General features: G+C 67.6%; 23 protein-coding genes. 9 read left to right on the top strand and 14 right to left on the bottom strand.

Annotation, left to right across the window (positions count from 1 at the left end):
* Positions 1-55: 55 nt before the first annotated feature.
* Together ACP7AZ_RS01430 and ACP7AZ_RS01435 are read right to left on the bottom strand one after the other, a co-directional pair.
* Complete coding sequence (locus ACP7AZ_RS01430; protein WP_426035374.1) at positions 56-478, bottom strand: acyl-CoA thioesterase; 423 nt, start codon at positions 476-478, stop codon at positions 56-58.
* A gap of 6 nt (positions 479-484) precedes the next feature.
* Positions 485-3,253, bottom strand: a complete 2,769-nt coding sequence (locus tag ACP7AZ_RS01435; protein ID WP_426035376.1) for a TSCPD domain-containing protein — start codon at positions 3,251-3,253, stop codon at positions 485-487.
* A gap of 205 nt (positions 3,254-3,458) precedes the next feature.
* Here ACP7AZ_RS01435 and ACP7AZ_RS01440 point away from each other — a divergent pair, with 205 nt between their 5' ends.
* Positions 3,459-3,851: an NADH:ubiquinone oxidoreductase subunit NDUFA12 gene (locus ACP7AZ_RS01440; RefSeq protein ID WP_426035378.1), complete on the top strand. Its 393-nt coding sequence runs from the start codon at positions 3,459-3,461 to the stop codon at positions 3,849-3,851.
* Positions 3,848-4,528 (top strand): DUF2155 domain-containing protein, encoded by a 681-nt coding sequence (locus ACP7AZ_RS01445; protein WP_426035380.1) that lies wholly within the window; start codon positions 3,848-3,850, stop codon positions 4,526-4,528. Before ACP7AZ_RS01440 ends, ACP7AZ_RS01445 begins: the two co-directional genes overlap by 4 nt.
* Here the strand turns inward: ACP7AZ_RS01445 and aat are convergent.
* Genes aat through aroQ form a run of 4 tightly spaced genes read right to left on the bottom strand, consistent with a single transcriptional unit; the run spans position 4,495 to position 7,548 of the window.
* Positions 4,495-5,190 carry a leucyl/phenylalanyl-tRNA--protein transferase gene (gene aat / locus ACP7AZ_RS01450; protein ID WP_426035382.1) on the bottom strand — a complete coding sequence of 232 codons (696 nt, stop codon included), beginning with the start codon at positions 5,188-5,190 and terminating at the stop codon, positions 4,495-4,497. The genes ACP7AZ_RS01445 and aat overlap by 34 nt on opposite strands.
* Position 5,191: 1 nt before the next feature.
* A complete protein-coding gene (gene accC / locus ACP7AZ_RS01455) occupies positions 5,192-6,544 on the bottom strand; it encodes an acetyl-CoA carboxylase biotin carboxylase subunit (protein ID WP_426035384.1) in 1,353 nt (450 codons plus the stop codon).
* Between the two features lie 4 nt (positions 6,545-6,548).
* Complete coding sequence (gene accB, locus ACP7AZ_RS01460; RefSeq protein ID WP_426035386.1) at positions 6,549-7,061, bottom strand: acetyl-CoA carboxylase biotin carboxyl carrier protein; 513 nt, start codon at positions 7,059-7,061, stop codon at positions 6,549-6,551.
* 25 nt (positions 7,062-7,086) lie between these two features.
* A complete protein-coding gene (aroQ, locus tag ACP7AZ_RS01465) occupies positions 7,087-7,548 on the bottom strand; it encodes a type II 3-dehydroquinate dehydratase (protein ID WP_426035388.1) in 462 nt (153 codons plus the stop codon).
* A gap of 129 nt (positions 7,549-7,677) precedes the next feature.
* On the opposite strand from aroQ, the gene thiS reads away from it, so the two are divergent.
* The 4 genes from thiS (at position 7,678) to ACP7AZ_RS01485 (ending at position 11,062) form a co-directional block, all read left to right on the top strand.
* Positions 7,678-7,875, top strand: a complete 198-nt coding sequence (gene thiS / locus ACP7AZ_RS01470; protein WP_303695557.1) for a sulfur carrier protein ThiS — start codon at positions 7,678-7,680, stop codon at positions 7,873-7,875.
* 40 nt (positions 7,876-7,915) lie between these two features.
* Complete coding sequence (locus ACP7AZ_RS01475) at positions 7,916-8,722, top strand: thiazole synthase (protein WP_426035390.1); 807 nt, start codon at positions 7,916-7,918, stop codon at positions 8,720-8,722.
* A 57-nt stretch (positions 8,723-8,779) separates the two neighbouring features.
* Positions 8,780-9,283, top strand: coding sequence for a DUF3224 domain-containing protein (locus tag ACP7AZ_RS01480; protein WP_426035392.1), 504 nt, complete (start codon positions 8,780-8,782; stop codon positions 9,281-9,283).
* Positions 9,284-9,352: 69 nt separating this feature from the next.
* Complete coding sequence (locus ACP7AZ_RS01485; RefSeq protein ID WP_426035394.1) at positions 9,353-11,062, top strand: hypothetical protein; 1,710 nt, start codon at positions 9,353-9,355, stop codon at positions 11,060-11,062.
* Positions 11,063-11,286: 224 nt separating this feature from the next.
* Here the strand turns inward: ACP7AZ_RS01485 and ACP7AZ_RS01490 are convergent, their stop codons facing one another.
* Complete coding sequence (locus tag ACP7AZ_RS01490) at positions 11,287-11,871, bottom strand: hypothetical protein (RefSeq protein ID WP_426035396.1); 585 nt, start codon at positions 11,869-11,871, stop codon at positions 11,287-11,289.
* A 124-nt stretch (positions 11,872-11,995) separates the two neighbouring features.
* Between ACP7AZ_RS01490 and ACP7AZ_RS01495 the strand changes: the two genes are divergently transcribed.
* The 3 genes from ACP7AZ_RS01495 to ACP7AZ_RS01505 are packed head-to-tail and all read left to right on the top strand — an operon-like array spanning position 11,996 to position 13,510.
* Positions 11,996-12,277 (top strand): hypothetical protein, encoded by a 282-nt coding sequence (locus tag ACP7AZ_RS01495; protein WP_426035398.1) that lies wholly within the window; start codon positions 11,996-11,998, stop codon positions 12,275-12,277.
* A 37-nt stretch (positions 12,278-12,314) separates the two neighbouring features.
* Positions 12,315-12,617, top strand: a complete 303-nt coding sequence (locus ACP7AZ_RS01500; protein WP_426035400.1) for a putative quinol monooxygenase — start codon at positions 12,315-12,317, stop codon at positions 12,615-12,617.
* A gap of 53 nt (positions 12,618-12,670) precedes the next feature.
* Positions 12,671-13,510, top strand: a complete 840-nt coding sequence (locus ACP7AZ_RS01505) for a sigma-70 family RNA polymerase sigma factor (RefSeq protein ID WP_426035402.1) — start codon at positions 12,671-12,673, stop codon at positions 13,508-13,510.
* A gap of 321 nt (positions 13,511-13,831) precedes the next feature.
* On the opposite strand, the gene ACP7AZ_RS01510 is transcribed toward ACP7AZ_RS01505, so the two are convergent.
* The 7 genes from ACP7AZ_RS01510 to ACP7AZ_RS01540 all read right to left on the bottom strand — a co-directional run bounded on the left by ACP7AZ_RS01510 (position 13,832) and on the right by ACP7AZ_RS01540 (position 22,617).
* Complete coding sequence (locus ACP7AZ_RS01510) at positions 13,832-14,269, bottom strand: BLUF domain-containing protein (RefSeq protein ID WP_426035404.1); 438 nt, start codon at positions 14,267-14,269, stop codon at positions 13,832-13,834.
* 254 nt (positions 14,270-14,523) lie between these two features.
* A complete protein-coding gene (locus ACP7AZ_RS01515; protein WP_426035406.1) occupies positions 14,524-14,907 on the bottom strand; it encodes a VOC family protein in 384 nt (127 codons plus the stop codon).
* 197 nt (positions 14,908-15,104) lie between these two features.
* Entirely contained in the window at positions 15,105-15,788 is a 684-nt protein-coding gene (locus ACP7AZ_RS01520) for a glutathione S-transferase family protein (RefSeq protein ID WP_426035408.1), read from the bottom strand.
* Between the two features lie 164 nt (positions 15,789-15,952).
* Positions 15,953-17,392, bottom strand: a complete 1,440-nt coding sequence (locus tag ACP7AZ_RS01525; protein WP_426035410.1) for an IS1182 family transposase — start codon at positions 17,390-17,392, stop codon at positions 15,953-15,955.
* Between the two features lie 231 nt (positions 17,393-17,623).
* Positions 17,624-18,421, bottom strand: a complete 798-nt coding sequence (locus ACP7AZ_RS01530) for a thioredoxin domain-containing protein (RefSeq protein WP_426035412.1) — start codon at positions 18,419-18,421, stop codon at positions 17,624-17,626.
* Positions 18,422-18,443: 22 nt separating this feature from the next.
* Positions 18,444-19,868, bottom strand: coding sequence for a M48 family metalloprotease (locus ACP7AZ_RS01535; RefSeq protein ID WP_426035413.1), 1,425 nt, complete (start codon positions 19,866-19,868; stop codon positions 18,444-18,446).
* Positions 19,869-19,923: 55 nt separating this feature from the next.
* A complete protein-coding gene (locus tag ACP7AZ_RS01540; RefSeq protein WP_426035415.1) occupies positions 19,924-22,617 on the bottom strand; it encodes an Rne/Rng family ribonuclease in 2,694 nt (897 codons plus the stop codon).
* Between the last annotated feature and the right edge of the window lie 448 nt (positions 22,618-23,065).

Consider the following 23,065-nt stretch of genomic DNA (forward strand, 5'->3'; position numbering starts at 1 on the left):
CTCCGAAGCCGGCGAACCGGCGGCAGTCGTCGCCCTGTGGTTAGCGCACAGGTGCTTACGATCTGTTGAACCGAGCTCGGTCGGGAGCAGCCACGCGGGCGAGCATGGCGCGATAGGCGTCGGAGAGCGGTTCGGATCTGCTCTCCAGGGCGCGGACATAGGTCAACGAGACCTCGGTCAGGATCTGGCCGTCACGCCGGATATCGACGCGAAGCTCATAGCTGGAGCGACCGATACGGGGCAGGGAGACCTCCATGTCCAGAAGGTCGTCGAACCGGGCCGAACTGCGAAAGCTGGCCCGCGCGTCGACGACATAGCTCTGGGCCATGTCGGGATGGTCGTCGGTCATCACCCCGGCGGCGCGGAAGAATTCGGTCGCGGCGACGTCGGCATAGGCGAAATAGTTGGGATTGAAGACGACGCCCTGGGCATCGACCTCGCCCCAGCGGACGCGGAGCGGGCAACTGAACCCGGACATTTGCGCCTATCCACGCATCTGGGGCGCGATCCCGCAGGTGTCGCAGATCCAGGCCGCCCCACGCTGTTGCAGGGTGAAGTCGCCGCAGGCGGGGCAGGCATCGGCCTCGCTGTGGTCGCCGCTGACGACGGGCGCCTCGGTGCGGCGGCCGAAGGGCAGGACGACCAGATTGTCAGGCGTGGCGCCCCGCGCGAAGCCCTTGGAGATGAAACGGGCCGCCGGGACCAGTTCGTCGGCCTTGCCAGAGCCCAAACCGTCGGCGTCCAGGGGCTCGGCGTCGGCGTTGGCCAGCTCGTGCCGATCCAGGTAGCTGACGCCCAGTTCGCGGAAGATGTAGTCGAGGATCGAGGTCGCCGAGCCGATCGAATCGTTGCCGGTAACCCGCCCGGCCGGCTCGAACCGCGTCAGGACGAAGGCGTCGACGAACTCGTCCAGCGGCACGCCGTATTGCAGCCCGATCGAGACCGCTATGGCGAAATTGTTCATCAGGCTGCGGAAGGCGGCGCCTTCCTTGTGCATGTCGATGAAGATCTCGCCGAGCTCGCCGTCCTCGTATTCGCCGGTGTGGATATAGACCTTGTGGCCCCCGACAGCGGCCTTCTGGATATAGCCCTTGCGGCGGTCGGGGAGTTTGCGGCGAGTGCGGACGCGCTCGATGACCCGTTCGACCACCCGCTCGGTCTTGGCGGGACGGGGCGAGGGAGCGGGTTCCGGCGCGCGCCGGGCCGGTTCGACATCCGGCAGCAGAAGCAGGGGCTGGTTCGCTGCCTGACGGCGGGACAGACGAATCGCGCGGCGGCCCTCGGATGCGGCCTGGGTCAGCATCGCCATGGCGGCGCCGATGCCCGCCCGGCTGGGCAGCTCCACCGATGTCATGTCCGCGACGTCGCTTGACGGCTCCGCCGCGCGGATGAGGGCGGCGGCCGCGCCATCGAGGTCAGCGAGAACGGTCTTCAGTCGCATGGGCGTGCTGGGCCAGGCGGACAGGTCCTGATGCCCGAACACATGCTCCGTCGCCGCCGCGATTTCATCGGGGGACGCCAGCTGGGCCAGCAGTCCGCCTTGAATCAGGGTCTTCTGATCGATGCCCAGGACGTCGCGGATGAAGCCGGCTTCCAGCGTCGGCGGTCTAAAGGCGTCTTCGAGCCGCTCGACATGGGTCAGAGCCGTCTCGACGGCTTCCAGCTCCAATTCTGTGAACCCTTTCGCCGAGAGTTCGGCATGGCCGAGGGCCGGCGAGTCCCCCAACGTCCGACGGCCCAGTAGCCAGCGCTCGGCGCCCTCCACGTCGCCGCCTTGGGCCGCGATGGCGGCGGCCAGCGTCGGATGCAGGCGGCGAACGATCTCGCCGTCGCGGGTCTGGAAGACTTCGAGACCGGACAGGGGGGCGACGCCCAGCCGCAAATCCCGCTCCGCGTCCGACGCCAGGGTGGCGATGAGGCACTGGCGGCGACCGGACGCGCTCGCGGCGGCATGGGCCTGGGCGGTACGCAGGGCCGCGGCCCGCCCCAGATCGCTCGTCAGGTCGGCGAGGCGCGCCTCGCGCGCCGCAAGGGCGGCCAGGATGGCCTCGGCGGCGACGGGCCAGTCGGCGGCGGGGCGCAGGGTCTCGGCCAGTTCGCTGGAGGCCAGGGAGGCTGACGCCGCCAGCAGGCTGGAGGCGGCCACGAACTCGGTCTCGTTGATCGCTCCGGCGGCCTGGGAGGCCAGCCAGTCGAGCCCGCCCACCAGCGTCAGGACCACGGGACGCACGGCGTGACGCCGTCGGGCCAGACGCCCGTCCGGAGCGAAGCCGCAGGCGACCTCGATCTCCAGCGCCGTCGTCCACAGCCGTGCGAGGGCGTCCAGGCCTGCGATCATGTCCGGCACGGCGGCCGCCACAGCGGGCAGGGCGATTGCGCAGCCCGGAGCGATGGCCAGATCTGCAGCGGCCTCCGCGTCGCGCACGGAGAAGGCCACGACGAGGTCATCGGCGAGGCAGCCGTCGGCGGCGGCGCGCAGCGGGGCATCCATCGGTGAGTCGGGATCGGATACCGCGACGACCCGCGTCTGTTTCAACGGCTCGGGCTCTGGCGCGGAGAACATCCGTCCGGCGATGGCGTCCAGGATGGCCGTGTCGTCGGCGCCGGCCCGGCGGGCGGCGAGGGCGGCGCGGCCCAGGACCGGGTTGGCGGCGGGGTCGGAGCATACCGACGCCGGGCCGTCGCAACGCCTGACCGCGTCAGTCACGGCCCGCAGGGTGCGGGTGACCCCGGACAGGGCGTGGGCGGTGACGCGCGCGGTGCGCCGCCGCGCCGTGTCGCTTTCGAATCGCGCGCGCACCCCGGCGTCGCCGAGATCGAAGACGGTCGCGTTGCGCGTCGGACCGGGCTGATCCTCGGCTGCAGGGGGAGTCCGCGCGCCCTCAGCCAGGACTGAGGACGGCGCGGCCAGCCCCAGAATGACGCTGGCGACCAGTTCCGAAGCGAAGGTGTCGGCAGCGATCGCGGACGGGAATATGCCGGTGGAGCGGCCCCAGGCGGCGAGGCGGGCGGCCCAGCGATCCAGTGCGCCGTCCAGGACGGGCGGTCCGGCGGCCGCGGTGCGGGTCGGCGCCCCCTCGAGGCGGGGCCAGTCATCGGGCGACTGGTCGTACCAGTCCAGCCACGACTCGACCCTGGCGTCGCTCCAGCCGGCGGGGGCCAGCACCCTGATAACCCGGTCAGCGCGCTCGATCTCGCGCGCTTCGCACACGACGGAGGCGGACAGGTCGGTCAGGAAGGGGGTGAAACGCATTCGCAGGCCCGGACTGGATCGGTTCCCCAGCCTAGGGCGCTCCGCACGGTCGCCGCAATAGATGTAGCGGGTTGAGGCGAGGTTACCCCCAAGATGTTGCTCCATGTGATTTGGGTTGGACGCTGGACGCGGACGCGGCCGGTTTCTATGATCGGGTGAGTGGATCGGGGCTCCCGCCGATCCGAATCTGGACTGGAATCGCCTCGTGCTCGGCAGAATCTTCGGTTGGACGTCCGGCGCGACGATCGGCACCCTCTTCACCATCGCCAAGCGCGGCGAACTGATCGGGACCGACGAGAACGGCAACCGTTATTATCAGTCGCGCGACAACGTCAGCTACGACGGCCGCAAGCGCCGCTGGGTCGTTTACGACGGCTACGCCGAGGCGTCGAAGGTGACGCCTGACTGGCACGGCTGGCTGCACTATACTTTCGATGAGCCGCCGACCGAGGCACCTTTGCCGCGCCGTCGCTGGGAACTGGATCACCGCCCCAACATGACCGGAACGCCGCTGGCCTGGCATCCTCAAGGGTCACTGCTGGAGGAGGGCGTGCGCCCGGCAGCGGCCGGCGACTACGAGGCCTGGAAGCCCGAATGAACCGCGCTCGCATCCTGCTGATCAGTACGGCGGTCGTCGGACTGGCCGTGTCGGGCGGCGTGGTCGCGGGCGGCTGGCAGAATGCGCCGGCCCAGGATGCGACCCCGGCGCCCGATTCCATCGGCGACGTCCTGAGATCGACCGCGCCGACGGAAGAGACGGCGCCCGCCGGCGACCCCGCCCCGGCCGTGCCCATCGCCATCACCCCGCCGACGCCCGCGATTCAGATCGAGACGGCCGCCCTGCAAGGGGATGAGGCCGACGCCGAGGCGGCGGACGCCGATGCGGACAAGGAAGACGAGGACGCCGAGTCTGAAGTGGACAAGGCGAAACGCCTGGCCGCCGATACCGTTCTCCCGCGCCAGCGTCGCCGCGTCGCCATCATCGAGGCGATCGACAAGATCACGGCCGAAAGCATGCGGTTCGAGGTCGAGGTCGGCGGTCGCCCGGTACGCTTCAACCAGGCGCTGATCTTCACCGCCCGCGCCTGCGAGGTTTCGGCGGAGAACGAACTGGTCTCGGACGCTATCGCCTATGTCGATGTGACTCTGCAGCCGAAGGCAGCCGGCGCCGCGGCGCGCCAGATCTTCCGGGGCTGGATGTTCTCGTCGAGCCCGGCCATCAGCGGACTGCAACACCCGATCTATGATGCCTGGGTCGTGGGCTGCAAGGCATAGGTCACGGCCTCCGTGCCTGACAGCGGCCGGGTGAGGGCGGACGAGTCCGGGATCGCGGGCAAGGCGTCGGCCAGGCGTTTCAGATAGGCGCGCTGCGGGATTTCCAGCAGACCGAACTGATCCAGATGCGGCGTGCGGAACTGGGCGTCGAGCAGTCGCCAGCCGCCGAGCCGAAGCCGCGCCACCAGATGGACGAGCGCGACCTTGGAGGCGTCTGTGGTACTGCTGAACATGCTCTCGCCGAAGAAGGCGCCGCCCAGGGTGACGCCGTAGAGGCCGCCGACCAGGACCTCGTCTCTCCAGCATTCGATGCTGTGGGCGTGACCCCGCATATGCAGATCGAGATACAGGCCCATGATCGGGTCGTTGATCCAGGTGTCCTCTCGCCCTGGCCCCGATGCGGCGCAGGCATGTAGGACCGCGTCGAAGGCCGTATCGACGCGCACGACGAACGGTTCGCTGCGGATCGTGCGGCGCAGACGGGCGGGAATGTGGAAGCAGTCGAGCGGGATAACGCCCCGCTGCTCGGGCTCGACCAGATAGACGCGCGGGTCGTCCCGGTCCTCGCCCATCGGAAAGACGCCGTGGGCATAGCACTGCAACAGGGCGTGGGCGTCGAACGGATCCGGCGGCGTGAATGCGCTGGCCGCCGGATCGGTCACGTCAGGCGTCGGTCTTTTGACGCCTGGCCCAGTTCTCCAGCCAGTGGATGTCGTAGTCACCGGACAGGATGTCGGGCTCGTTCAACAGCTTCTGGAACAGGGGAATGGTCGTGTCGATGCCGCCGATGACCATCTCGTTCAGGCTGCGCTTGAGCCGGGCGACGCACTCGGCGCGGTCGCGTCCGTGGACGATCAGTTTGCCGATCAGGCTGTCGTAGTAGGGCGGGATCGAATAGCCGGCGTAGATGGCGCTATCCAGCCGCACGCCGAGGCCGCCGGGGGCGTGGAAGTCGGTGACCGTGCCGGGCGAGGGGGCGAAGGTTTCCGAGTTTTCGGCGTTGATCCGGACCTCGATGGCGTGGCCCTCGAAGTGGATATCGTCTTGCGTGAACGAGAGCGGCAGGCCGGCGGCGATACGGATCTGTTCGCGGACCAGGTCGACGCCGGTGACGGCCTCGGTGACCGGGTGTTCGACCTGCAGCCGGGTGTTCATCTCGATGAAGAAGAACTCGCCGTCCTCCCACAGGAACTCGATGGTGCCGACGCCGAGGTAGCCGATCTTGCCAATCGCCTTGTTGACGACCTCGCCGATCTGGATGCGTTCGGCGGCCGACAGGGCGGGCGACGGGGCCTCTTCCAGCACCTTCTGGTGACGACGCTGCAACGAGCAGTCGCGTTCTCCCAGGTGGACGACGTTGCCGTGGCTGTCGGCCACGACCTGGATCTCGATGTGGCGGGGCTTCTGAAGGTAGCGCTCCATGTAGACCGCGCCGTTGCCGAAGGCGGCCTTGGCCTCGGTCTGGGCGGTCTGGACGGCCTCGACGAGATCTTCGGCGGTCAGGGCGACCTTCATGCCGCGTCCGCCGCCGCCCGCCGCCGCCTTGACGATCAGCGGGAAGCCGATCGACTTCGACGCCTCGATGGCGGCCTCGATCGTCTCGACCTCGCCGGCCGAGCCGGGCACGCAGGGGATGCCGGCTTCCAGCACCGTCTGCTTGGCGCTGATCTTGTCGCCCATGACCCGGATGTGCTCGGGCTTTGGACCGATGAAGGTCATGCCGTGAGCCTCGACGATCTCGGCGAAGCGGGCGTTCTCGGACAGGAAGCCGTAGCCCGGGTGGATCGCCTGGGCGCCGGTGATCTCGGCGGCCGCGATGATCGACGGGATGTTCAGATAGGATTTCGCGGCCGGGGCCGGGCCGATGCAGACGCTTTCGTCCGCCAGCCGCACCCACATGGCGCCGCGGTCGGCTTCCGAGTGCACGGCGACGGTGGAGATGCCCATCTCCTTGCACGCGCGGTGGATACGCAGCGCGATCTCGCCGCGGTTGGCGATGAGGACTTTGGTGAACACGGGATCAGGCCTCGAGGACGACGAGAGGTTCGCCGAACTCGACGGGCTGGGCGTCGCCGACCAGGATCTCCTGCACGACGCCGTCGCGTGGAGACTGGATCGGGTTCATCGTCTTCATGGCCTCGACGATCAGCAGGGTCTGACCCTTCTTGACCTTGTCGCCGACCTTGGCGAACGGCGGGGCCTCGGGCGAGGCCTGCAGATAGACGGTGCCGACCATCGGCGACTTCACCTGCTCGCCCGACTTGGCGACGATCGTGGCCGGGTCCGACGGCATGGACAGAGGCGCGGCGCTGGCCGCAGGCGCTGCGGCGGCCTGCGGGGCGTAGGCCGGAGCCGACGCGTACTGCATCACCGGGGCGGCGGTGATTTCGCGGGCGACGCGGATGCGCAGCTCGCCACGCTCAACCTCGATCTCGGTCAGCGAGGTGTCGTTGAGAATGTCGGCCAGCTGGCGGACCAGCGTGGTGTCGATCTCCACCGAGGGCTCGTTATCCAGTTTCTTGTCGGTCGCCATGAGAGCTATGCCTTGTGGTCTGGGTTCAACGGGCAGGCGATGCGGAGCGTTCCCGCGCCAGCCGGAGGGCGGCCTTGACGGCCAGTTCGTAGGAATGGGCGCCGAAGCCTGAGACGATGCCCGTGGCCGCCAGCGAGACGTAGGAGTGACGTCGAAATTCCTCGCGGGCCGCCGGATTGGACAGGTGGCACTCGACGACCGGGATCGTCAGGGCCTTGAGCGCGTCCAGCAGGGCGATGGAGGTGTGGCTGTAGGCCGCCGGATTGATGACGAGCGCCACAGCTTCCGTGCGCGCTTCCTGGATCCAGTCGACGAGTTCGCCTTCGTGATTCGACTGGCGGAAGAACACCCTCGCGCCTTCAGCGGCCGTCTCGCACAGGGCCTGGACGTCGGCCAGGGTCTCGCGCCCATAGATGTGCGGCTCCCGCACCCCCAGAAGGTTGAGGTTGGGGCCGTTCAGGACGTAGAGGACGGGGGTTTCGGGCATTCGCTCCGGATGGGTTGGCGACGGGGCCAATGAGAGTGGTTCGCCGCTTCGGTGGGCGGGCCTTTTAGCGGAACGGCGTCGCTCGTCAAAGTCGAGGTTGCGCCGGAAAGGTCAGGTTGACGTAACGACATGCGCATTCAAGTCAACGGAGATACGCGGGAAGTGGCCGCGCGGACGGTGCTGGCGCTGGTCGAGGAGCTCGGATTCGACGTTCGCAAGGTCGCCGTCGAGCGTAACCTGGCCATTGTGCCCCGGTCGCTGCATGCCGGGACGGCGCTGGAGGACGGCGACCGGATCGAGCTGGTCCAGTTCGTCGGCGGCGGGTGAGCGGGTTCCGTTCCCCAGCGCGTAGGCCTAGATTAAGGCGATGAACGCTCCCTTCGTTGCACCGACCGCCGATTCCCCGAACGATTGCTGGACCGTCGCCGGGCGCAGCTTCGACTCGCGCCTGATCGTGGGCACAGGCAAATACGCCGACTATGCCCAGAACGCGGCGGCGGCCGAGGCTGCGGGCGCCGACATCGTCACCGTGGCCCTGCGCCGGGTGAACCTCAGCGATCCGTCCCAGGCGATGCTGGTCGATTATCTGAAGCCAGACCGGTTCACCTTTCTGCCCAATACAGCCGGCTGTTTCACCGGGGAGGACGCGGTCCGCACCCTGAGGCTGGCGCGGGAGGCGGGCGGCTGGGACCTGGTCAAGCTGGAGGTGCTGTCCAACTCGGCGCACCTGTACCCCGACATGATCGAGACGCTCAGGGCGCTGGACCTGCTGGTCAAGGACGGCTTCGACGTCATGGTCTACTGCACCGACGACGTGGTCATGGCCAAGCGGCTGGAAGACGCGGGCGCGGCGGCGATCATGCCGGCGGCCTCGCCGATCGGATCGGGTCTCGGCATCCAGAACCGGGTAAATATCCGGCTGATCGTCGAGCAGGCGACCGTGCCTGTGCTGGTGGACGCCGGCGTGGGCACGGCCTCGGACGCGACCATCGCCATGGAACTGGGCTGCGACGCCGTGATCGCCAACACGGCCATCGCCGGGGCGCGCGATCCCATCGGCATGGCGCGAGCGATGAAGCATGCCGTCATCGCCGGGCGGGAGGCCTATCTGGCGGGCCGGATGGCCAAGAAGATGTACGCCGATCCGTCGTCGCCGCTGGGCGGGCTGATCTGAGCTTGACGGAACGCGGGTTCGGGGACAAGGTGTTCCTGTAATGTTCCGGAGCGACCGATGCGCACCCTGACTCTCCGAGGCTATCTCGCCGTGGCTGTTCTCGGCCTGTTGATCGCGATCGGGGTCATGGCCGCAGGAAGCGCCAAGGCCCAGGAGACAACAGTGCATCACGCCGTGGGGACTTTCGAGGTGGCGTTGGCGCCCGCCGATGCCGAGGTGATCGAGGCGGGCTTGGGCCTGTCCCGCTACATCCTGTCCAAGACCTTCAGCGGCGGGATCCAGGGCGTGTCGAGCGGCCAGATGCTGACGGGAGGGCCTCCGGGCGACACGACCGGGACCTATATCGCGCTGGAACGCGTGGTCGGCACGCTGGATGGCAAGGAGGGGGCCTTCCTGCTGGCCCATCGCGGCGACATGAGCCCGGAGGGCTATACGCTGTCGATCACCGTGGTGCCGAACTCGGGCACCGGAGCGCTGGCGGGGATCAGCGGGGACTTCGCCCTGACGCTCGAAGGCGGGGAACACCGCTACGACCTGAGCTACAGCCTGCCAAACCCCTGAGACGATCGGGGCGCTTGGAAGCGCTCTTCGACTGGTGCAGGATCCTCGCCTCGGATCGAGGGGAAGACGATGCGACTGACACTGCTCACCTTCACCGCCGTCGCCCTCTGTCTGGCGGGGCCGGCCGCCGTCGCGGACGCGACCTCTGCCGCAGCGGATGCCGAGGCGAGCGCCTCCCTGTTGCAGAACCCCCGGGGATGCGGCCGGGTCGGGTCGGTGCTGGACGCCGCGCCGGAAGCCTCCATGGTCCTGGTGCCCGGTTTCGGCGAGGTCGCGAGCTGGACCGTCGACACCACAAATCCCGAGGCCCAGGCCTGGTTCGACCACGGGGTGCGGCTGCGCTGGGCCTTTGAACACAAGGAATCGGTCCGGGCCTTCCGCCGGGCGCGGGCCATCGATCCCGACTGCGGCCTGTGCGCCTGGGGCGAGGCCTGGGCGACCGGGCCCAACCTCAACGGCGGCGGCACGGATGACGACTCCCTGCGGGCGGGGCTCAGGCTGGCCCAGCTGGCCCGGCGCGAGGCGGGAGGCGCCACTGCGGTCCAGCGCCAGATGATCGACGCCCTGATCCAGCGCTACTCCGGGGCCAAGGCCAGCCAGGGCGTTCGCTTCGCCCGGGCCATGGACCGGATCGTTCGCCGCAATCCCGACAGCCCTCTGATCGCCGCCATCGCCGCCGACGCCTGGATGCTGCAGGCCGATGAGTGGTTCGACGACGACGGCGCGCCCAAGGACCGCGGCATTGTCCGGGCCATGGACATCCTCGAGGCGTCGCTGACGAAGGCGCCCGACGACCCCGGCACCATCCACCTCTACATCCACCTGACCGAGTGGTCCGACGACCCGCACAAGGCCATTCCCTATGGCGAGAAGCTGGCCCGGCTGGCGCCCTCGGCCAGCCATCTGGTGCATATGCCGTCGCACACCTTCTATCGCGTCGGGCGCTACCGGGACGCCATGCGCTCCAACGTCGAGGCCGTGGCCCTGGACAAACGTTACGACCGGCTGGCCGCGCCTCCGGGCGGGATCACCGGCATGGCCCTGCACGCCCACAACATCCACTTCGGCATGGGCGGGGCCCTGATGGCGGGCGGGGCCGAGGAGGGGCTGGCCCTGGCAGAGGGCTTCCTGTCGACCTATACCGACATCCCGGCCGAGAACCTGTGGCGTCAGCTGATGGCCAATGACGCCTATGCGATCTACGGCCGCTTCGGCACGGAGGCCCAGGTCGCGGCGCTGCCGGAACCGGCCGAAACCAAGCCGGTGCAGCGCGCCAACTGGCGCTACGGGCGCGGCGAGGCGGCGGCCCGGGCCGGCGACGCGGGCGCCGTCCGCGCCGAGGCCGAGGCCATCCGGGCGATCCGCGAAGGCGACGCCATCACCGGCGCCCAGGCCGCCGACATGAAGGACTTCATCGAGGTCTCGCAGCGGGTGCTGGAGGGTCGGGCGGCGATGCTGGAGGGCAATGCCGCCGCCGCCGTGGCCGCCTTCACCCGCGCCGCCGAGATCCAGGGCCAGGAGGAGGAGGGCGGCGACCCGCCGATCATCTGGTTCCCGACCCGTCGCAGCCTGGCCGCGGCGATGCTGGCCAACGGCGATGCCGCCGGAGCGAAGGCCAGGATCGAGGAACTTCTGACCGACTGGCCGATGGACCCCTTCAGCTATTTCGTCCTGGCCGAGGCCGAGGCCGCCCTGGGCAACACGGCCGCCTCAGAAGCCGCGCGGGCGCAGGCGCGGGTCGAATGGATCGGCGGGGAGATGAGTCTGAAACTGGCCTAGGGCCGCGGGTCTGTCCCGTTTCGTCCATTGGTCCGGACGAAAAACACCCTGACAAAACGGACGAAACCGCCAGGTCGGCCTTCCTGATCTCCGTGCACCCCGGCGAAGGCCGGGGTCCAGATGGCAGACGCTGTCTGTCGATCAGTCGTTCAGGTGCGAAATCCCGGCCGCTTCGGTTTGTGATCTGGCCCCCGCCCTTCGCCTGGGTGCACGGTTAAGGGAGGTCAGGTCTCCGCTGCTCCTTCCGCCGCGTCTTCCGCATCCGCTGCCGCCGCCTCGTCTTCCACCCGCCCCTCGGCGATGGCCTCGTTGAGCCGGTGCAGATAGGCGGCGCGGACGTAGTCGACGTCGCGGAAGGCGGCGGCGTCGCTGTCCAGACCGTCGCCGCAGCGCTCCACGAGCTGGCACAGTCGCATCCAGGCGACGGCCTGCTGCGGCCGGTCGACGGCGGCGTTCTCGGCCGCCTGGCGGAAGGCGAAGCGACGCAGGGTCCGGGGATGGGGGTTGAACAGGAGGCCGAAGCGGGAGGTGGACTCGGCCGCGTCCACCTCCTCCAGCGCCGGATCGATCTCCATCTCATCGTCCTTGGTGCGCGGCGCCGCCATCCAGGGCGGCGGCGGGGCGGGGCGCGCCGGAAGGAAATCACGGCGTCGCCAGCCCTCGATGGCGGCGCGGCGGCGGACGCTGCGGTCGGTCGTGCCGTAGCGTTCGGCGATGACGACGCAACTGATGCCGGCGAGGAAGTCCTCGCGGGCGCGGGCCCAGGCTTCGGCGGTGAGGCGGGGCGGTCTGTGTTCGGTCTGGGTCATGCCCGGCATTGTCCGGCCGTTTCGAACCAGGGCGCGTAAAATGGCTCTCGTTAGAGCTGGGCGTTGAATTTAAAGGGGTTTGGGGACGATCCGCGCCCTGGTATCAGGGCTATCGCATACATTGATGCGCCTGAAAGCGGACGCTTCCAACGTCGGTAAGGGGTGGGGAGCGTGCATTGGCAATCCGGACCCTGAGGGGATGCGTTCACGGGTCTCGCAGCAGATCGTCAAGGGCTTCCCCGAATCGCTGGCGGACAGCGTCGGACAAATTTTCAGGCGTAATCACGCCGGGCGCTCCGGTGACCTCCGCCACCCAAGCCTGAAGGAACTCAGCGCCGTGTTGCTCGGCAGTTTTCGCTTTTTGGCTGACCGACGTCACAATACGGGACGGCGGATCGTCATCTGATCGAGACCCGTCTGAGGTCTCCAGCAGGACAACGAACATGCACACCATTTTCCTTGAACACTGCACCCGCCCCGGCGCTCGTGCGCAGGTTCAGGCCGTTTGGAACAAGCATGTGCGGCCCGCCGTAGCCACCAATCCCGGCCACCTCGCCTACATCTACGCCTTTGGAGTCGATGAGGACCGCATCTGCGCCTTTCAGGTCTACAAGTCGGCGGAGGAGGCCCAGGCGTTCCTCCGTTCCGATGCCTACGAGGCTTATGAGTTGGAGGTTACTCCGCTGCTGGACGGCCCTCCGCAGGTCGAGGTTCTACAGGCGAAATGGGTAAAGGGTCTCTCGTGACCCAATCCGTCGGACCGCGGAACATAGCCGCCTTTCAGGACAGCCGTGGCGCCATGCTCGGCCTAGCCTACCGCATGCTGGGATCGCGGTCTGATGCGGATGACGTCCTTCAGGATGTCTTCCTCAAGTGGCAGGCGGCTAATCGCGAGGCCATCCAGGAGCCCGCGGCGTGGCTCGTGACCGCATGCACCCGACGCTGTATCGACGTGCTGCGGTCCGCCGCTCGCTCAAGAACCGATTACGTGGGCCCGTGGCTGCCGGAGCCGATGGACGCAGCAGCGCTTGATGAGCCGGCGGCGCTGTCTGACAGTCTCGAAACAGCTTTCCTGACACTGCTTGAGCGGGTCACACCCCGCGAACGCGCGGCCTTCTTGCTGCACGAAGTGTTCGACATGCCTCATACTGAGGTCGCTGTGGCGCTCGGCCTGACGCCCGGTGCCAGCCGCAAGCTCGTGTCGCGGGCCCGCGCTGCCATCTCTGCCGATGCGCCTCGCGTCGTCGTCGAGCCTGGCCGTCATCGCGCCCTCCTCGAGTCGTTCGAACGGGCGATCCGGACCGACGACATGGCGGAGTTCGGCGCCTTCCTGTCCCGGGACGTCAGGCTGACCGCCGACAGCGGCGGCAAGGCGCCGTCAGTGGGGGCAATCTGCGGATCGGAAGAGGCCCTAGCCTTCCTGGCACAGGCGAGGGCGTGGTGGCCGCACTACGTGTGGCGACCGGTAGATCTCGCCCGGAGTCGGGGGTTTCTGATGTCTGACGGGTACACGCCTGTGGTGCTGATCTGGTTTGCCAGCACCGACGGCCAAGAAGTCTCGGACATCTTTGTCCTTCGCAACCCCGACAAACTGGCCGCCTTTGTCCATTATCTTGGAGCCCCGCCGTGTGCCGGGTGACGCGGACGATCAAAGAGCATTCGGCCAGCTCCGTGCCACGATCGGTCGTTGGAAATCGCAGATCCGCGCGCCTTGGCATACTGCGTCGTAGGGTGCCGCCACGGACCCAAACGTAGAACTATTCGGCATCGGTCGCAGTGGCCGGATAGTCTTGGCTTCAACGCCGAAAGCGGAACCCAGCAATGTCTGCACCGGTCGCGCCCCGTCATTAGCCCTATGTCGGAAAGCAGACATTGGACAGCCGCGCCGGAAGCGGACGTTGCCCGGGTCTCTTTCGGTGGTTAGCGGTCGGAAACTACAGGCATCGGATCGAGGGTGGCGTCACTGAACCTCCGGACTAGGGGACCGGGCCGTTGCGGACCCTTGTTCGGCGCACATCTCATAGATGAGTTCGTTGAGAGCCCCGAACGGCGGCGTCTGATCCGCCACCAAGGCCACCAGGCGAGCCCGCCCCTGAGGTGTGAAGACAGGCGCGATCATCGACCAATCGCTGAAAAGCCGGTGTTGGATCGGAATGCGGGCTAGGACGATCATGTCGTGGTGGCGCGGGTCCATAGCGAGCTTCAACAGCAGGACGTCTAGCGACCCATGTGAGCCTTCCAACACCTGAACGAAGCGCGACGGGGTGAAGGCGAGTGCGCCGGTGATGTTGTTGCGAGGGTTTTTTCGGACCGACTGCTCAAGAATGTCGGAGGCAGCCATTACCGATTCCGCCGGGTCCGTCGCGTGGCTGACGTAGGTTAGTCGTTCAAACTGCATGGCTTGGATCCCCCGCACCAGCGGCTCACCTCGCCGGCGTCGCGTCAGTCAACTCACCGACAAATGGAAAAAGAATTGGTTCGCCGTGGCTGTCGCGGCTCGCGCTTCAGCCGTGGTCGTGTCGGCGAGCGGTCGAACAGCTTGATAAAATGTCCGCAACGGGTCGACATCGCTTTTCGGCTTGCGCCCGGAAAGCAGACGCGCTGGGTATCGACTTAGGGTGGGGAGCAGACGTCCAAGAGGAGGTCGCAGCCTTAGGCCGTGAACGTGTGATGCACGGCTTCAAGGTTAAGGCCCTCCGGGGTGAGCACGAACGCTCCGTAGTAACCCTGATGGTATTGAGGTCTTAGGCCGGGGGCGCCGTTGTCCTGCCCACCGGCTTGGAGAGCCGCTGAATAGAAGGCATCGACGGACGGGCGATCAGGCGCGGGAAAGGCGAGATGGACATAGCCACCAATCTCTTCGCCACGACCGATCCAAAAGTAGGGTTTGGAGCCACTTCCATAGCCGACGTGATCGACCTGTCCTTCTGTCGCTCCGTAGGACATCAGTCGTTTGATCCCGAGCGGTGCGAGAGCCGCGTCGTAGAACGCAAGCGCGACTTCTAGGTCCGCAACGCCAATCCCCACGTGATCCACTCGAACGCCTCCTGATTGCTGCTGCCTTCACGCTACAGACTGGCGTAAAGGACCGCTATGGGTCGGACCACGACATCGACGTCAGGCCGAAAACCAGACATTGACCGCCAGGTCCGAGAACAGAGGTCCCAACCGCCGCTGGGGGTGGGTAGCGGACTCCGCAAAAGGACGACAGTAGCGCAGGCTAAGAGTTCGGATCAGGCCGACTGGGCTTCTTTGTAGCGCATGTCCCCTGGCCCATGGGCGGCGATGATGGCGCATTGATCGTCGATTGCCTTGCGATAGGCAGGTCGGTCCAGGCAGCGTTCCTGATAGGCTCTGAGCGCAGGATAGGTCTTCAGAAGGTCCAGCGACACGGCGATCTTGAGCACGGAACTCATCATCAGGTCGGCGACTGAGAACTCGTCGCCAACCAGCCAGTCGCGGTTGCTGAGAGCAGCCTGAAGCTCGGCCAGACGCTGATGTGCGAAAGGCAAAACCTGCGGTCGCCGCACGGCCTTGGCCGCCTCGTCGGGCAGAAAAAACTCTGCTTCAGCGACATTCATCAGCGCCCCCTCGATCGTGTTGAGGGCAGCGAAATACCATTCCAAGACCTGAGCGCGTTGCACAGAATCGGTCGGGATAAGAACGCCCGCCCGTTCCGCCACCGTCAACACGATGGCACCGTTTTCGAACATCGGTGGCCTGCCGTCCTCTTCGAGCGTGGGCACCTGACCGAAGGGCTGCTTGGCCCGGTGGGCCGCTGACTTCTGATCCACGGCATCAAGCAAGCGCACCTCGTAGGACCAGCCCGCTTCGTTAAGGATCCATCGCACCCGGTGGTCGCGGACCTGTCCGGCGGCAAATGGCGGGACCCACTTGAAGGCTGTGATGGTGATCATGCTCGGATCCTTAGGCGGTTAGCTGACGCCCTACTCGGAAAGGCGCATGATAGGTTTCGAGTTCCGATGCCCCTAAGCGCATGTCCGCAATGGGTCGAGGCCGTGTAAAAACGGGTCGGGCAGTGGCGGGGCGTCGTTGGCGTTAGACGCCAAGCGTCATCGCCTCAGGCCCTGATCGCCTCGATCAGTGGCTTCGTTCCGAGCACCGCCATCACGCGTTTCATGTTGTAGGCGAGGATGTGGAGGCTGATCTCGGTCTTCACGTTGGGCAGGCGCTTCATCAGGAAGTGGGTGTGTCCCATCCAGGCCTTGATGGTGCCGAAGGGGTGTTCGACCAGCCGTCGTCGGATGCGCATGGCGCGCGGTGCCAGGTCCATCCGGGCCTGCAGCGCATCGATCACCGCTTCATGCTCCCAGCGGGTGACCCGACGCTCGATGCTGGGGGTGCACTGGCTCTTGAGCGAGCAGCCGGTGCAACTGGCCCGATCCCAGTATCGGTGCAAAGTCATGCCCTTCTCGACGGTCGTCATGTGGCGCGGCAGCAGCGCGCCGGCCGGGCAGCGATAGACGTCCTGATCGGGCAGGTAGACGAAGTCCTGCTTGCCGAAGCGGCCCGCGGCCTTGGCCCCTGACGTCTGGGGCTTCGGGACGTAGGGCGTTACGCCCATGGCCTCGCAGGCGAGGATCTCCTCGCCGGAGAAGTACCCCCGGTCGGCCAGTACATCGAGCGCTTCCACGCCCATGGCGTCCTTGGCCTTGCCCGCCATCGACGCCAGCTGTTCGCGGTCACTTCCCGTCATCACCACCTCATGGGCGACGATCAGGTGATGCTCGCCCTCGACGGCGGACTGGACGTTGTAGCCGACCATGCCGCTGCCCCGGCCGGACGTCGCCATGGCGCGGGCGTCGGGGTCGGTCAGGGAGACCTGTCCGTCGGGCGACGCCTCCACCTCGGCCTCCATCGCCTTGAGCATCGCCATCTGAGTGCGGAGCCGGTCGATCTTCTCCACCAGCCGCCCGGACCGCGCTTCAGTTGCTTCGCTCTCCTGCCGGTCGGCTGTGTCGAGGTCCTGGAGATAGCCTGCGATGTGCTCGGCCACCTGCTCGATCCGCCGCTTCACCTTGTAGGCGGTGAAGTTGCGGTCACGGGTGTTCACCGCCTTGAACTTGGAGCCATCGATGGCGACCAGGGCCGTTCCGAACAGGCCGAGCTGGCGACACAATACGACGAACTGAGCGCAGGCCACCTGGATCGCCGGACCGTTCTCGCGGCGGAAGTCGGCGATGGTCTTGTGGTCCGGCACCAGCCGTCCCGTCAGCCACATAAGCTCGACGTTGCGCTGAGCCTCGCGCTCCAGCCGCCGGCTCGACTGCACCTTGTTCAGATAGCCGTAGACGTACAGCTTCAGCAGCATGGCCGGGTGATAGGCCGGCCGGCCCGTCGCCGCCGGGGTTACGCCCTCGAAGCACAGGCCCCTGAGGTCCAGTTCGTCGACGAAGACATCGACCACCCGGACCGGATTATCCTCGGCCACATAGTCGTCGAGACACTCGGGAAGCAGCGTCTGCTGCTGGCGATCGGCACCCTGTACGAAGCGGCTCATACCCACCTCCTGCTGACCTCAGAAGGATAAGCTAATTCGCTCGGATGGCAGGCGTTTTCACACAGCCTCGGTCGGAAGCGGTCAAAGGCGTTGGACCGAAAAGCGGACGTTCCCAGGCTCAGACGGCATGGCTGAATGTCGTGTTTCCGGCGCTCGGTGAATGACCGGGTCGGGCGCAACAGCGTCGTCAGCTCGCGGTTCTGCCTTGTCCCCAAGCACAGCTGCTTCTTTCTACCCCGCCTTGGCCGCCGCAATCGCCGCCGCCACTTCCTGCGGGTTGATGGTGGCCGTGGTCTTGCCGTTGATCAGGAAGGTCGGGGTGCCGATGAGGCCGAGGGTGGCGCCGGTGGTGTGGATGTCGGCCAGCAGGCGGTCGGTGCCGGTGTCGCGGATGACGGCGGCGGCCTGGTCCAGGGCGACGCCGTTGGCGGCGAGGATGCGATCCACCGCCTCCGGCGTCAGGCTGCGTTCGGCCATCAGGGCCTGGTGGACGGCGAGGTATTTGCCCTGGCGATGGGCGGCGAGGGCGGCGCGGGCGGCGTAGTTGGACGTGGTGCTGTCGCCCCGGTCGAGGATCGGCCACTCCTTGAAGACGAAACGGACGTCCGGATGGGCGCGCATCAGGGCCAGATAGTCCTCGGAGACGGCCTTGCAGCCCGGGCACTGGTAGTCGAAGAACTCGACCACGGTGACCTTCGCATCGGCGGGACCGAAGGCCGGATCGCGCGGGTCGGGCGCCATCAGGGCGGCGTTGGCGGCGACGGCCGCGTTGATCGTGTCGACGCGGACGGTCTCGGCCCGGGTCTCGAACGCGGCCTGGACCTCGGTCATGACCTGGGGGTTGGCGAGCAGATAGGCGCGGACCTTGCCGCCGAAGTCGCCTCCGGTGACATAGGGGGCGGCCGCCAGACCCAGGGCCACGAGGGACACCGCCAGGGCCGCCGCGCCGCCGCGACCGGACGCGAACCAGGCCAGGGGGTCGCGAGTCGGCTTGTCGTCCGGGGACGGGGCGGGGGCTTGGTCGGTCATTCAGGTCTCGGAAAAGGGGCGGTCAGGCGCCGGGCGCGATGACGGTCTGTTGTTGTTCGCGGCGACGCTCGTTGCGCCGATCGACGTCGGCGATGTCGTCCATCGTGGCCCCGGACGCCAGAACGATGTCCATGGCGCGCCGCCACTCGTTCGAGCCGGGCGGCAGCATGTCGCGGGCGCGCAGGGCGAACTGGGTCGACTGTTCCTCAGCCCCGGCGGCGAAATAGTATTCGGCCGAGGCCAGACGCGCCTCGCCCTCCTTGCCCTGGGAGGCATAGGCCTGACCGAGCAGGCGCCAGGCCAGGGTGTTGTCGCCTTCGCGGGCCGTGGCGCGCTTCAACTGATCGACGGCTTCCTCGAGGTTGGCGGGATCGTTGGTCTCGATCAGGGCGTGGGCCAGGTTGATGCGCAGCAGGGGGGCGTCGGGCTTGAGCCGGATCGACTCGCGGTGGGCGTCGATGGCCTCGCGCGGACGGCCTTCCTCGAACAGGATCTGGCCCTTCAGCTCCCACAGATAGGGGTTGTCGACGTCCCCGGCGATCAGAGCGTCGGTCGCGTCCAGGGCGCGCTGGGTCTGGCCGTCGCGATACCAGGCGATGGCGCGGGCGTAGCGGGCCGGGAAGGAGGTGTCGCTCTCCAGATAGGTGCGCAGGGTCTGGGTCGGCGCATCCATGAAGGCATGGACCTTGGCCAGGATCAGGGCGTGCTCGGCCAGCCTCTCGGGGCTGTCCCTGTGGCTGTAGTGGGACGCGGCCTCGACGGGCCTGCGCAGGGCCTCGATGCGCTGGCCGGACAGGGGGTGGCTGCGGAAATAGGGATAGCGGCGGGCGTCGGAGAACACTTCCTGACTGCGGAAATTCTCGAAGAACTCGACCAGGCCCCGACCGGATTCGCCGGCGGCCTCCAGGCCGCGTGCGGCGGTGATGTCGGCCTCGCCTTCCTGGCCCTGCATGTAGCGCAGGGAGCCCAGGGCGCCGAAATACTGGCCGGACCCGATCAGCGCCATGCCGGCGCCCGGCTGACCGGCCGCGACGGCCAGGGCGCCGAGCGCCATCGACATCAGCATGGGTTGCATGCCCGCGCTCTGGGCGCCGTCGCGCAGGGTGTGCCGGTTCTTGACGTGACCGGCCTCGTGGGCGAGCACCCCCAGCAACTCGTTGGGATCGCGCGTGCGCAGGATAAGCCCCGTGTTGATGCCGATGATCCGTCCGCGCGTGGCGAAGGCGTTCAACTCGGGATCGTTGATCAGCAGGACCTCGACCTCGGACGGTTCGAGACCCATGGCCGCGAACACCGGGTCCGACCACCCGCGGATGATGCCCTCGACCTCGGTATCGCGGATCGTGCTCTGGGCGGAAACAGGGCCGGCCGCCGCCATCACGAGGACGGCGGCGGACGCGGCGACCAGCCCGAGGAGGGAGGACGTGACGCGGGTCGGCCGGATCATGGCGAACTCCTTCGACGGGCGCCCCCGCCCCACGGTCTAATCTAGGCGCGGTTCATCACAGACGCCACCATCCGCGTTTCGGCTTGGCGGGTGGCGCGGTGATCTGGTTCGGATCGTTGGCGATGATCGCGCTGAGATCGGCCTCGGGGGCCGGTGCGACAGACGCCTCGGCGGTGACCAGGGTCTCCGTCCCGATGACGACCGATTCCGGCTCAGGCTCGACGGAGACGGGCGCGGTTTCCGGCTCCGCCTCGACGAAGGCGATCTCGGGCTCCAGCGGCGGCGCGAAAGCCTCGACGGCTTCGGCAGCAACGACTTCGGTCTCAACGGGCGAGCCGGTCGTCTTGCGACGGACGCGGCGACGCTGGGGCTCGGGCGCGATCACCGGAACGACCGCCTCGGAGGCGTCATCCGACAAGACCACGGCCATCGGGGTCTCGGGATCGCCGTCGGCGGGCATGCCTTCGTTGGTGGCGCGACCCTCGACCCTCAGATCCTGCGGCGTGGCGCGTTCGCCGCGACCCCGGCCGCGACGGCGGCGACGCGAGCGACCGCCTTCGCGGTCCCCGGCCATTTCGCCCTCGGGACGTTCGCCGATCAGCTCCTCGACGTCGTGCGCGGCCTCGGCTGTGTCACGGGCTGGCGCGGCCGGGCGTTCGGCGCGCGGGGCGGGGTTGATCGGGTCGAACCAGACATAGGGATCGTCCAGCGACGGCGTGCGGCCCCGGACCCAGAAGAAGGATCCCGCGCCGGCGCCGGCGCCAGCGGTGTCGCCGTCTTCTCGGATGCGACGTCCGCCCCGACGACCCCGACGACGGCGGCGGCCGGCCTCGCTGTCATCGTCATCGGCGGCCAGACCCTCGACCTCGGCGTCGGCGGCCACGGGAGCGGCCTCCTCGTCACGACGGCCGCCCCGACGGCGGCGACCCCGACCGCGGCCCTTGTCGCCCTCCGAACGCTCGGCGCGTTCGGCCCGCTCGCGCGGTTCGTCGTCGTCGGAGTCTTCGCGATCCAGCGCGTCCTCGTCGTCGTCGCCGGCGATGATGTCGTCCTCGTCGTCGTCGTCTTCGTCCTGCCAGGCGTTGTCGTCGAAATCGTCGTCGAGATCGGCCAGCGAGACGATGGCTTCAGGCGGGGTGAAGTCCTCGTTGGTTTCGGTGCGCTCGATTGCGCTCTCGCCCTGACCCAGACGGTCGTCGATCTGGATGATCACGGCCAGGCCGCGACGCTCCAGCAGACGCTGCAGATAGTCGCGCTTGTGGTTCAGGATATAAAGGGCGACGGCCGAGGAGACCTTCAGGTTGATCGACCCCGCGCCGTTCTTGCCGGCCTCGATATCGACGGCGCGCAGCACCATCAGGGCGGCGGATTCGGCCGAGCGGACGCGACCGGCGCCCTGGCAGTGGGGGCAGACCTCGGTGGCGCCTTCCAGCACGCCGAGGCGGCGGCGCTGGCGGCTGATCTCCATCAGGCCGAAGCCGGAGATGCGGCCCATCTGGATGCGGGCGCGGTCGTGGCTCAGTTCATCCTTGAGGATGCGCTCGACGGTCCGGTTGTTCTTGGACTCGTCCATGTCGATGAAGTCGATGACCACCAGGCCGGCGAGGTCGCGCAGGCGCAACTGACGGGCGGCCTCGACGGCGGCTTCGCAGTTGGTCTTGAAGGCCGTGGCCTCGACGTTGCGTTCCTTGGTGGCGCGGCCCGAGTTGACGTCGATCGCGACCAGGGCCTCGGTCTGGTTGATCACCAGATAGCCGCCGGACTTCAGCGGCACGATGGGCTGGTGGATCTGCGTCAGCAGCTCCTCGATGCCGTTGGCGGCGAACAGGGGTCTGGATCCCTGGTACAGATGCACCTTCTTGGCCTGCGAGGGCATCAGCACCCGCATGAAGTCGCGCGCCTCCTTGAAGCCTTCAACACCCTCGACCTGGATGCCGTCGAAATCCTTGTCGAACATGTCGCGCACGGCGCGGCGGACGAGGTTTTCTTCTTCGTAGATCAGTGACGGGGCGTGCGAGGCGAGGGTGGTCTCGCGGATCGTTTCCCACAGGCGCAGCAGATATTCGTAGTCGCGCTTGATCTCGGCCTTGGTGCGCTTGGCGCCGGCCGTGCGGATGATCAGGCCCATGCCGCGCGGGACGTCAAGGGCGGCTGCGGCGGCCTTAAGGCGCTTGCGGTCCGTGGCCTGGGTGATCTTGCGGGAGATACCGCCGCCCTTGCCGGTGTTGGGCATCAGGACGCAGTAGCGGCCGGCCAGCGACAGCCAGGTGGTCAGGGCCGCGCCCTTGCCGCCGCGCTCGTCCTTGACGACCTGGATCAGCAGGATCTGGCGGCGCTTGATGACGTCCTGGATCTTGTAGCGCCGCATCAGGCGACGCTTCAGCCGCTCTTCCTCGGCCATGCCGCCTTCGGAATCGCCGTCGTCCGAGTCGCGGGCGTGCTCGTCGTCGTGATCGTCCTCGGCCGAATGGGCCTCGGCCATGATCGCGTCGCGGTCGGCGGCCGGGATCTGGTAGTAGTCGGGGTGGATTTCGTTGAAGGCCAGGAAGCCGTGGCGATTGCCGCCGTATTCGACGAAGGCGGCCTGCAGGCTGGGTTCTACGCGGGTGACCTTGGCGAGGTAGATGTTGCCGCGAAGCTGGCGTTTGGTTTTCGACTCGAAGTCGAATTCCTCAACCTGGCGGCCGTCCACGATAGCGACGCGGGTTTCTTCCGCGTGCGCTGCATCGATTAGCATCGTCTTTGACATTGAAGGTATCTCTCTGGCGCGCTCGGCCATTGCCGGGGGAGGCAACGGCGGCTCGCCGAACGGGGTAAGGGGCGGACGCGTGCGTCATCCCGTCGTCGCGGCGATGGCCGAAGACGACTGCGACCGGCCCGAAGAGGGCTGTCGGTTCACGGGAGAAGCAGGCGGAAATGCCCATGGGTTCTGGTAGGTCCTCGACCCGCACGCGCCGAGGGCGTCGCAAGGTCCGGTTCGGAATAGGCCCGGCTTTGTCGATCGATGGGCCAGTCAGTCAGTGACCACGGTCAGAGACGGGGGGCGACACGATCCGCGAAGGCGGGAAGTCGGCACCGCGCCGGGGCCGCGCCAAACCGACAAAGCGGCGGCGCGATCGTTCGCGGACGGATACAAGCATAAGCATCAAGTCACGGAATGGAAAGGCAGCCCTCGGCTTTAGGTGGCGAATGCGCAG

This window comes from Brevundimonas sp. DC300-4, assembly GCF_049897365.1.
Taxonomy (GTDB): Bacteria; Pseudomonadota; Alphaproteobacteria; order Caulobacterales; family Caulobacteraceae; genus Brevundimonas.

Bases quoted from the DNA above. Each gene is read 5' to 3' on its own strand.
- ACP7AZ_RS01430 (WP_426035374.1), bottom strand. From the start codon at position 478: ATGTCCGGGTTCAGTTGCCCGCTCCGCGTCCGCTGGGGCGAGGTCGAT.
- ACP7AZ_RS01435 (WP_426035376.1), bottom strand. From the start codon at position 3,253: ATGCGTTTCACCCCCTTCCTGACCGACCTGTCCGCCTCCGTCGTGTGC.
- ACP7AZ_RS01445 (WP_426035380.1), top strand. From the start codon at position 3,848: ATGAACCGCGCTCGCATCCTGCTGATCAGTACGGCGGTCGTCGGACTG.
- accB (WP_426035386.1), bottom strand. From the start codon at position 7,061: ATGGCGACCGACAAGAAACTGGATAACGAGCCCTCGGTGGAGATCGAC.
- aroQ (WP_426035388.1), bottom strand. From the start codon at position 7,548: ATGCCCGAAACCCCCGTCCTCTACGTCCTGAACGGCCCCAACCTCAAC.
- thiS (WP_303695557.1), top strand. From the start codon at position 7,678: ATGCGCATTCAAGTCAACGGAGATACGCGGGAAGTGGCCGCGCGGACG.
- ACP7AZ_RS01475 (WP_426035390.1), top strand. From the start codon at position 7,916: ATGAACGCTCCCTTCGTTGCACCGACCGCCGATTCCCCGAACGATTGC.
- ACP7AZ_RS01480 (WP_426035392.1), top strand. From the start codon at position 8,780: ATGCGCACCCTGACTCTCCGAGGCTATCTCGCCGTGGCTGTTCTCGGC.
- ACP7AZ_RS01485 (WP_426035394.1), top strand. From the start codon at position 9,353: ATGCGACTGACACTGCTCACCTTCACCGCCGTCGCCCTCTGTCTGGCG.
- ACP7AZ_RS01490 (WP_426035396.1), bottom strand. From the start codon at position 11,871: ATGACCCAGACCGAACACAGACCGCCCCGCCTCACCGCCGAAGCCTGG.
- ACP7AZ_RS01495 (WP_426035398.1), top strand. From the start codon at position 11,996: ATGCGCCTGAAAGCGGACGCTTCCAACGTCGGTAAGGGGTGGGGAGCG.
- ACP7AZ_RS01500 (WP_426035400.1), top strand. From the start codon at position 12,315: ATGCACACCATTTTCCTTGAACACTGCACCCGCCCCGGCGCTCGTGCG.
- ACP7AZ_RS01505 (WP_426035402.1), top strand. From the start codon at position 12,671: ATGCTCGGCCTAGCCTACCGCATGCTGGGATCGCGGTCTGATGCGGAT.
- ACP7AZ_RS01510 (WP_426035404.1), bottom strand. From the start codon at position 14,269: ATGCAGTTTGAACGACTAACCTACGTCAGCCACGCGACGGACCCGGCG.
- ACP7AZ_RS01520 (WP_426035408.1), bottom strand. From the start codon at position 15,788: ATGATCACCATCACAGCCTTCAAGTGGGTCCCGCCATTTGCCGCCGGA.
- ACP7AZ_RS01525 (WP_426035410.1), bottom strand. From the start codon at position 17,392: ATGAGCCGCTTCGTACAGGGTGCCGATCGCCAGCAGCAGACGCTGCTT.
- ACP7AZ_RS01530 (WP_426035412.1), bottom strand. From the start codon at position 18,421: ATGACCGACCAAGCCCCCGCCCCGTCCCCGGACGACAAGCCGACTCGC.
- ACP7AZ_RS01535 (WP_426035413.1), bottom strand. From the start codon at position 19,868: ATGATCCGGCCGACCCGCGTCACGTCCTCCCTCCTCGGGCTGGTCGCC.
- ACP7AZ_RS01540 (WP_426035415.1), bottom strand. From the start codon at position 22,617: ATGTCAAAGACGATGCTAATCGATGCAGCGCACGCGGAAGAAACCCGC.